14 protein-coding genes and 1 pseudogene are annotated in these 8,755 nt (G+C 66.2%); all 15 read left to right on the top strand.

Going from position 1 to position 8,755, the window contains the following annotated elements:
• Positions 1-319: pseudogene (locus A5625_RS06825) on the top strand (hypothetical protein); the annotation flags it as partial.
• On the top strand, positions 306-1,280 hold the full coding sequence (locus A5625_RS06820) for a hypothetical protein (RefSeq protein WP_066990619.1): 975 nt from the start codon (positions 306-308) through the stop codon (positions 1,278-1,280). The pseudogene A5625_RS06825 and the gene A5625_RS06820, both read left to right, overlap by 14 nt.
• Before the next feature lie 73 nt (positions 1,281-1,353).
• Positions 1,354-2,121 carry a hypothetical protein gene (locus A5625_RS06815; RefSeq protein ID WP_066990616.1) on the top strand — a complete coding sequence of 256 codons (768 nt, stop codon included), beginning with the start codon at positions 1,354-1,356 and terminating at the stop codon, positions 2,119-2,121.
• A 32-nt stretch (positions 2,122-2,153) separates the two neighbouring features.
• Positions 2,154-2,570, top strand: a complete 417-nt coding sequence (locus A5625_RS06810) for a head decoration protein (protein WP_066990613.1) — start codon at positions 2,154-2,156, stop codon at positions 2,568-2,570.
• Positions 2,571-2,574: 4 nt separating this feature from the next.
• Entirely contained in the window at positions 2,575-3,636 is a 1,062-nt protein-coding gene (locus tag A5625_RS06805) for a major capsid protein (RefSeq protein WP_066990610.1), read from the top strand.
• 34 nt (positions 3,637-3,670) lie between these two features.
• Positions 3,671-4,075 (top strand): hypothetical protein, encoded by a 405-nt coding sequence (locus A5625_RS06800; RefSeq protein ID WP_066990607.1) that lies wholly within the window; start codon positions 3,671-3,673, stop codon positions 4,073-4,075.
• A complete protein-coding gene (locus tag A5625_RS06795) occupies positions 4,072-4,536 on the top strand; it encodes a hypothetical protein (protein ID WP_066990604.1) in 465 nt (154 codons plus the stop codon). The genes A5625_RS06800 and A5625_RS06795 overlap by 4 nt, the downstream gene beginning before the upstream one ends.
• Positions 4,530-4,943 (top strand): hypothetical protein, encoded by a 414-nt coding sequence (locus A5625_RS06790; RefSeq protein WP_066990601.1) that lies wholly within the window; start codon positions 4,530-4,532, stop codon positions 4,941-4,943. The genes A5625_RS06795 and A5625_RS06790 overlap by 7 nt, the downstream gene beginning before the upstream one ends.
• Positions 4,933-5,343 carry a hypothetical protein gene (locus A5625_RS06785; protein ID WP_156748005.1) on the top strand — a complete coding sequence of 137 codons (411 nt, stop codon included), beginning with the start codon at positions 4,933-4,935 and terminating at the stop codon, positions 5,341-5,343. The genes A5625_RS06790 and A5625_RS06785 overlap by 11 nt, the downstream gene beginning before the upstream one ends.
• The gene (locus A5625_RS06780) at positions 5,343-5,786 is read left to right on the top strand and encodes a hypothetical protein (RefSeq protein ID WP_066990598.1); all 444 of its coding nucleotides are present in this window, start codon (positions 5,343-5,345) and stop codon (positions 5,784-5,786) included. The genes A5625_RS06785 and A5625_RS06780 overlap by 1 nt, the downstream gene beginning before the upstream one ends.
• Positions 5,787-5,810: 24 nt before the next feature.
• The gene (locus tag A5625_RS06775; RefSeq protein WP_066990596.1) at positions 5,811-6,218 is read left to right on the top strand and encodes a hypothetical protein; all 408 of its coding nucleotides are present in this window, start codon (positions 5,811-5,813) and stop codon (positions 6,216-6,218) included.
• Between the two features lie 271 nt (positions 6,219-6,489).
• Complete coding sequence (locus A5625_RS06765) at positions 6,490-7,362, top strand: fibronectin type III domain-containing protein (protein WP_066990589.1); 873 nt, start codon at positions 6,490-6,492, stop codon at positions 7,360-7,362.
• Positions 7,363-7,414: 52 nt separating this feature from the next.
• Positions 7,415-8,167, top strand: a complete 753-nt coding sequence (locus tag A5625_RS06760; protein ID WP_066990585.1) for a hypothetical protein — start codon at positions 7,415-7,417, stop codon at positions 8,165-8,167.
• Positions 8,168-8,192: 25 nt separating this feature from the next.
• Positions 8,193-8,519, top strand: coding sequence for a hypothetical protein (locus tag A5625_RS06755; protein ID WP_066990582.1), 327 nt, complete (start codon positions 8,193-8,195; stop codon positions 8,517-8,519).
• The coding region (locus A5625_RS06750; RefSeq protein WP_156748003.1) for a hypothetical protein at positions 8,516-8,755 on the top strand (240 nt) is incomplete at its 3' end. The genes A5625_RS06755 and A5625_RS06750, both read left to right, overlap by 4 nt.

Genomic DNA, 8,755 nt, shown 5'->3' with positions numbered 1-8,755 from the left:
CGGCGACGTGCGGGTGCGACGGTCGCGAACCTTGGCGGTCAACGCCTCACGCAACAGGCCGGCGCCTTGGGCCGAGCCGGCGGCCGCGTCGGCGCAGTCGCAAGGCACCCTGTCGACAGAAGACCGCTGCGAACGCATCTGGGACATGTCGCCTGATGAGACCAAACAGAACATGACCCGGTTGACGACCGACACGCTCATGGGCTTGCCGACCGGGCCCGCCGGCGCCGGCAGCTCGACGCCGCCGGGCCCGCCGGCGCCGCCGGCCACGAGCGACACGTCACCGCCGGCGCTGGCGGCCGTCAATGTCGGCGCCTAGCCAACCGCTCACCTACGACCAAGCCGTCGCGCTGGCGACCGCGATGGCGGCCCGCAAGACAGCACCCGACCCGGCCGGCGTGGTCGCGGGCATGGCCGAAAAGGTCATCGCCACACGCGAAACAACGGCCGCGTGGGCGAAGAACGCCATCAGACGGTTGTGGGCGTCGGTCAACCCGTACGACGCGATGGCCGTGCAAGCATTCGCCGCTCAAGCCGCGACGATCATGGAATCGGCACAGACGGCGGCCGGCCGGCTCGCGGCGGCCGCGCAAGCCCAACAGCTCGCCGCGCTCGGCATCGCGGTCGCGGCCGTGCCGTCGCTGCCGCTCGACGTGCGGGCGCCGGCGGCCGTCATCAAGCGCGGCCAGCTCGTGTTGCATCAGGCCGCGTCGAGCGTCGATTACGCCGACGCCGGGCCCGCTGTGCACGTGTCCAAGGCCGACATGACGACCGCCAGCATTTTCCAGCGGCCGGCGGCCGTGTACCGGTACGCGAAGTCGATCGACGCCGCCGACCCGGCGGCACTGGCCGGCCAGCGCATCGACGATCTGGTCGACGGCAACCTGATGTTGGCGCAGCGGCTCGCACAGCAACAGGTTCTCGTGCAAGCCGGCGCCAAGGTGACCGGGTATCGGCGAGTGATTCACCCCGAACTGTCACGTACGGGCACGTGCGGCATGTGCATCGTGGCCGCCGACCGGATTTACAAGGTCGACAAGCTGATGCCGATTCACCCGCCGACGTGCAAGTGCACGATTGCGCCGGTCACCGACGAGCACGACCCGGGCGACGACGCGAACAGTATCGGCCTGGCGCAGCTTTACAAGGACGCCGGCGGCAACACCGTCGCGCACTTGAAGCGCACCCGCTACGCGATCGACGAGCACGGCGAATTCGGCCCGGTGCTCGTGCCGAAATCCGCGTACAAGCCGCGCAAGCCGCGCGGCCGGCGCAAGTAACAGACTTCCGACCATTCCCGGTCGGCTTGGCCCGCTATGGGCGAACCACCTAACCCGATATGGGAGTTGAACATTGACCGCACCAGCACAAGGCACCAGTCAGGGCGACGCCGGCACCGCCGGCGGCAACAACGGCAACGGCGGCACGGGGCAAGCACCGGATAACGGGGCCCAGAACAACGCCGGCGCCAACAACGGCGGCCAGGGTGGCAACCAGTCGCAGAACAGCGGCCAGGGCAACCAAGGCAATCAGGGCGGCACCGATAAGGGCTACCCCGAAAACACGCCGATTGCCGAAATGACTGACGCGCAACGCGCCGCGTACTTCAAGCACCAGAACCGCAAGGCCGAGAACACACTGTCGGGCTACAAGGGCGTTACGCCCGAGCAGGTCGAACAGATGCAAGCGCAGATCAGGCAGTACGAAGAAGCGCAGTTATCGGCCAGCGACAAGGCGCTCAGGGACGCCGAGCAGGCCGGCCGCGAAGCGGCCAACGCCGATTGGCTGCCGAAGTACCAGCGCAGCGAATTGCGCGGCCACGCAAGCGAAGTTCTCAAGGGCGAACAGCTCGACGCTTTTCTCGCCGGGGTCAACCCGGCGGCGTTCGCTGACGAGAACGGCGATATCAGTCGCGAAAAGGTGATGGGGCACCTGACGGCCATGTTCGGCCTAGGGAACAACGGGCAGAACGCGGGCCCGGGGAGCGGTTACACGGGCGCCGGCGGCCAAGCCGGCGGCTACTCGTGGGGGCAACACAGTGGTGGACCGGGCGCACCGCCCAACAAGCCCGGCGAAGCCGGCAAAGCCGAAGCCGCACGACGGCACGGCAAGAAAACCTAGCCAGTCACTTCTCACGCAAAGGAGAAATCGTTATGTCGACTGACATTTCGATGACCACGCGCGCTTTTCAGGTGGGCGACCGGCGTTGGCTGTTGGGCGAGCCCGACTACAAGCCGAACGTCACGCTGGACATCAGCAAGTTCACCGCCGGCACGCACTACCCGAACGGCTTCATCCCGTCGGGCACTGTCGTCGGCCAGGTCACCGCGACCCGGCTGTTCGGGCCGTACGACCCGGCCGCCAACGACGGCCGCCAGAACGCTTACGGGCTGACTTACGGCGACGTCAACGCGATCAAGCAGGACGGTTCGACCGCCGTGAAGGTGGGCACGAGCGCCGTCGTGTACGACGCGGCCGTGTCGCAGTCCAAGTTGCCGTTCCAGGCCGGCGCCGGGTCGATCGACGCGGACGGCAAGGCGGCACTCAACCAGATTCGTTGGGAGGCATAGTTAAATGACTCTGTTCCTGAACGGGCCCGTCCCGCTCGAAGACGTCATCACCTACACCCAAGCGGTGCCGCTGCCGTCGAACACGCAACTCTTGCAGTCGTTCCCACGCAAGACGTTCGCGACGGACGAAATCGACTTCGCGACCATCACGAAGACGAACCGGTTCGCCCAGTTCCGCAACTTCGACGGCGGGTTCTGGATCGCGCCGCGCGACACCGGCTCGGAGCGTCGGGTCAAGATGTTGCCGTTGGGCGGCAAGCTGCCCGTCGGCGAGTACGAGCGTCGCCAGATCGAATTCGCGAAGCTCGGCGACGCCGCGAACGGCATCACCACGATTCAGCGGATTCTCGCCGAATCGGTGTACGACGACCTCGACAACCTGACCGCGTACACCTACAACCGGCTCGAAATGGCCTGGGGCGACGTGCTTTCCGACGGCGTGCTCACCATCGACGAGAACGGCGTTCAGCAACAGGTCGACTACGCGATTCCGGCGAATCAGAAGGTCACGCCGGCGACGCTGTGGTCGGATTCGGCCAACAGCGACCCGCTGGCCGACCTGGTGGCGTGGTACGACGTGTACCGGGCGACCAACGGCGCTGGGCCCGGGCAGTTCCGTTGCTCGCTGACCACCGCGCGCCAGTTGCAGACGAACAAGTCGCTCATCAACGCCATCAAGGGCGCCCAGACGGGCGTTACCCGCGTGACGCTGGCCGACATCAGCGACCTGTTCGCGTCCGAGAACCTGCCGCCGATTTCGATTGAAGGGTCGGTGTACGACTCGTTCTTCGAAGACGACGGCGGCAACATCGTGCGCCCGATCCCGGCGAACAAGTTCCTGTTCTTGCCGTCGGACTTGGGCCAGCTCGGATTCACCGCTGTCGGCACCCCGACCACCGTCATGGAAATGCTCGACAGTGGCGTTCAGGTCGACCAGGGCGCCGGCATCATCGGCATGATTGTCAAGGGGAGCGAACCGCCGTTCCGCAAGACGACTTATGTCGACATGGTGGCGTTGCCGGTCATCGCTGACCCCCGCAAGATTCTCGTCGCAACCGTCGCGTAGTCGGCGGCCCAAACCCGTTAGGAGATAAGCCGATATGGCGAAGAAAATCGGGAAGTACGCCGTGCACGTGGCCGACGAGGCTGGCGAGCTGCATTCGTTCCTGCCGGGCCGCGAGGTTCCAGCGTGGGCCGAGAAGCTGTTGGGCGAGCATTGCTTCAAGGGCGGCACCGACCTCGACGAGCGCGAGGCACGGGTCAACGGGGGCACGCCGGCCGGCGATTCGCTGGCCGGCGACGCCGACGCCGGCGACGACGATGACGACGACGATGACGGTCACGACGCCGGCGGCAACGCCGGCGGGCCGCCGCCCAAGTCGGGCAAGGGCGGCGGCATCGACCATTGGCGCGAGTACGCCCAGTACCACGGCATCGACACCGACGGGCTGAGCAAAGACGCCATCATCGCCGAGCTCGAAGCGGCGGGCGTTCCGGTCGAATGACGGAGCCGTCGACCCAAGGCAAGTTTGCGTCGCGCAACGACGTGACAGCCCGATTCGAAGGGACCATTCCCGAGAGTCGGTTGCCTTGGGTCGACGTCCGCATCGGCGACGTCGAATCCGAGCTGATGTTTCAGGTGCCGTCGCTGCGCAAGCCGATCGACCAGATAACGGCCGATTCGGTGAGCGCCGGCGACCCCGACCGGCTCAAGCGCGTCACGGCTGTCGTCGCGAACAAAGTGCTCGACTTGTACCGCAACCCGAACGGGCCCACGACGTCGAACAGCGTGACGACACCGGACATTACGACCGCGCGTTCATTCGCGCCCGACCCGACGCGCGGCCGCGTGGAATTCACGCCGGCCGAGCTCGACCGCTGCCGGCTGCACACGCGGCGCCAGCGGTTCGGGTCAATCCAGATCGACCCGGGCATACCGACACATCACGGGTTTCGACGGTGGTAACCGTCCCGGCCGACGGCATGACGGCCGATGCGAGCGCGGCCGTGGCCGAACTGTTGGAGCTACGCGGCCAGCCGATCGCGCTGATACCGGTCGCGGCACCAGTCGACAAGCCCGGCGGCGGCCGCGACTTCACCGACGACGCGCCGGCGCCGCGCGACCCGCAGATTTTCGCGCTGTTCAACGACGGCAAGCTCGACGGCGCCGAGCTGGCGCAGACCGACCGGGGCACGAACCGCAAGTACGGGTTCCGGCTCATCGGTGCGGCCGACGCTGTTGTCGCGCTGGGCGACTCGTGGGAAGACGACGTTGCGAAGTACACCGTCGAAGCCGTCGACTATCGCGCGTATCAGGTGACCGCGACCGTCGTCGGCTACCTGAAAGTTCAGGGGCACAGCTTTGGCGCGTAACGCGCACCTCTCGCGCGGGCTGACCCAGCTACGGGCGAACGTGAGCTCGCTGGGCCCGCGCTACAACGAGTTTCTTGACCGGCTTGTCGACGAGTCGGCAGTCGAAGGCACGGTTTACATGAAGGGGCACGCGCGTTGGCGCGACAACACCGGTAACCGCCGCGACCGGATACCGGGCGCCGCGCGGGCCGGGCTGCACGCTGTGCCGACGAAAAGCCCGTTGCGGTTCGACCACACGCACAAAGAGATCACGTTCGCGCACGGCGTTTGGTACGGCATCTTTTTGGAGGCCAAGTATCACGGCCGATTCGCGATCATCATGCAGTCGGTGCGGGCGACCGGTGAGTCGTTCATGGCGAAGCTGACCGACAGTCTTCGCGTGGTGGCCGGCGGCCGCTGATGTCGCGCGGCGCTGTGATGTCGCTGTTGCGCGGCGACGACCAGCTCAAGGCCGCCGGCGCGCTGGCCGGCATCGACCTCGTTGTCGTCGCCGAATACGACGCCGATCAGAAGCCCAGCGACGGCGCGTTCATCGTCGTGTGTTGGCGCATCACCGATTACGCGACCGAGATACAGGACAACGGGCCCGCGCACTTCGAACTGTGGGCGCACGTCCCGGTCGCTAAGTCGACCGATTTCGGCCGTATCGACGCGATGCTCGACCGCTGCGACGCCATTTTCAAGGCCGTCAACGAAGACGGCACACCCGTCGACGGCGGCGACGGCCGCCAGCTTGAGCAAGTCGGCTTCGCCGGCCGGGGCGTCGACATCACCGATGAGGGTTACCAAACGATCTGTAAGTCAGCGGCTTACTTCGCCATTGGCTCGAAAACCGCGCAGTAGCGCGACCAAGGGAAAGGTATCGCAATGCCAGGAACAGCACACGGGCACAACCCGATCCAACCGCCCGATGCGAGCGCGGCGCCGGCGGTTTCCGACGACGACAAGGCCAAGGCGCGGGCGGCGGCCGCCGAAGCGGCCAAGGGCAAGCCCGGCGACAAGTTCGTGCTGTACCTGGGGCCGTCCAACATCACCCGCAACAAGGAAGACCTCAAGAAACGGTCGACCCGGCTGGGCGAAGGCACGTACGCCGAAATCACGCCGCAACAGTGGGCGGCCGTGGGCATTTCGGCGAAGGCGGCCGTGAAGTGGACCGTCGCGAACAACTGGCGCGTGCCCGTGTCAGCGTTCACCGACGAACAGCTCGACTACCTGCTGACCAACAGCAAGCGTTTCGAGCTGATCGACGGCGAGGGCAACCCGGCCGAACGCTGATAACCCCGACAGTGCACGAGTCGACCGCGCCGACCGAGCTGGGCGAACTTCGCCTCGACGCGCGGTGCCCGGGCGGCAAGCTGCACTTTCGGGTCATCGACGGCGAACGAATCGAAGTGAAGTGCACGCACTGGCAGTGCACCGAGAGCGGCAAATTCGTTGCCATACATCGGTATTCGTTTGACGGCGAATTGCTGGAAACACTCAAGTTCAAAGATCCACAAGTACGAGGCCGGCGAGCCCAAACGACTCACCGAAAGGAACACCCGTAATGGTTGCATCACCGGGTAACCCCGACACCAAGCCCTATGGCTTGCACCGGGTTTGGATCACCGGCTACGTCGACACCGACGGCACGATTCTCGCCGATACCAGCTATCGGCTGCCGCTGGCGCAGACGTTGGCGTTCACCGAATCGGAGGACTTCGACACTCTGAACGGTGACGACAAGTCGGCCGTCGCCATCGCCGGCAAGGGCGCCACCGTCGACGGCTCGCTTGAAGCCGGCGGTCTGGACATCATGACGTTCTCGCTCATCACCGGCGCCCAGCTCATCGAGTCGGGCATCGAGCCGAACGTCAAGCGCGTTCTGCGCAAGCGTGGTTCGGACATGCGTCCGTACTTCCGCGTCGAAGGCCAGGTGCTTTCGAACGGCGGCGGCGACAACGTGGGTCGCATCTTCCGTTGCAAGGCCAACGGCAAGATTCAGGCCGACATGAAGTACGGCACGTTCATGGTTCCGTCGATCGACTTCCAAGGCACGCCGATGCCCGGCGATGACGACGACTACCTGTGGGAAATCGAGTACAACGAGCAGAAGTCGACGCTCGGCTCGACCCCCGTGCCGAACCCGTCGCCGATCCCGTCGAACCTGACGCCGGGCGCGCTGACCGACACGACCGCCGCGCTCACGTGGGGCGATCTGCCGACCGCGGACAGCTACGTCGTCGAGCAGTCGACCGACGGTGCCGCGTTCACCCCCGTCGACGCGGCCAAGGGCGGCACGCCGGCGACCAACAGCACCAGCGTGACCGGGCTGACGGCGCAAACGAAGTACTGGTTCCGCGTGGCCGGCGTGTTCGGCGGCGTCACCGGTGACTACTCGAGCCCGGTGACCGTCACTACGGCGGCCGCCGCAGGGTAGGCGCCCGCAGCACAACGATTTTCACTTCACACGAGCCCCTAGGAGGCCAAAAGTGACATCACCGATCAAGAGCCAACCGAAGCGCAAGGCGAAGGCCGCGAACCGGCCCGCGCCGGCCGCCACGTGCGACCAGATGCCGCCCGGTTGGGAATGCTCGTTGCCGCTCGGTCACAGTGGACCGCACGCGGCCGAGCAGACCACAGAGCCGCCGGCGGCCGACCTCGAACATGGGTCGGCGCCGGCGGCTTCTGTCGTTGACGACGACGAGACCGACGTCGAACGCGCCGAGCGCGAGCAGGCCGAAGAATGGGCCGAGCAGGACCGCGCCGAGCGCGCGGCCGCCGCCGCCAGTCGTGCCCAGCGCCGCGAGTACGGATTCAACAAGCGCGGCGAGCGTGACGTCGAGTTGCCGTCAGGCGGGTTCGTGCGGGTGCGCCAGCTTTCCACGACGCAGGTCATCAAACTCGGCGTGCTGAACATGCGCGATTCGTTCGGCGTCGAGCTGTTGCGCGGCATCGAAAACAGCGACGAGAACCAACAGGCCGCACTTGAAGCGGCCGAGCAGTGGGTCACCGATCCCGAAAAGGCCGGCCCCGTCATCGACACGCTAGAACGCATCGCGGCCGCCGCCGTCGTCTGCCCGACGGTCATTCTCACCGGTGTATCGGGCCCCGATCAGGTGCACGTCGACGACATCGAGCTCGCTGACAAGTGGGTCATCTTCGACGCCGCGATGCCCGACGAAATGAAGGCCGCTGCGCAGGGGGCGCAGCAAGCGGCGCTCAAAAGTCTACGCAGAGAATAGGCCGCTCGCGTACGAGATTTACCAGATGGCGACGCTGTTCAATCAGTGTCCCAGCGACGTCGCGCTGCTCGACGAGTCGGTCGGCCCGATTGGGCGGTTCTACTTCAACCGGGGCATCGCATCGTTCGGGCAGGCCGTCAAGGTGCGAGTCGAAAAGGCCGGCACCGCAAGCAATCCAGCAATCGCGAAGACGCAGCGAATGCGCGAATGGGAAAGGTTAATGGGTGGCGACATGACGAATTCAGCGACCGGCTTCGCCGACCCGTTAGACGCACCGTCTGTGCGTAGCCGCGTCAAGGGCCGACCCGATGACGACGCCGGCGAGCTGGCCGTCGAAGGCGACGACTGGTGACCGAATACAACCTCGGCACCGCTCGCGGCAAGCTCGAAATCGACTACGACGGTAGCGAGCTGCGCCAAGGCATCGTTGACCTTGACTCGGCGACCGGCGCGAGCAAGCGGTTCGAAGAACAGAACGACGAAACGACCCGCTCGCTCAGGGAATCCGAGCGCCAGCACGCCGCGTCGGGCTCGGCCGCCGACGGCTACGCCAAGCGACTCGACGAAGTGCGAAAGGCCAGCGCAGAC

Origin of the sequence: Mycobacterium sp. 1465703.0, assembly GCF_001672975.1 — a bacterium.
In the GTDB taxonomy this organism is placed as follows: Bacteria; Actinomycetota; Actinomycetes; order Mycobacteriales; family Mycobacteriaceae; genus Mycobacterium.
Note: the sequence above shows the minus strand (reverse complement) of the source record. Positions and strands in the feature narration are given on the sequence as shown.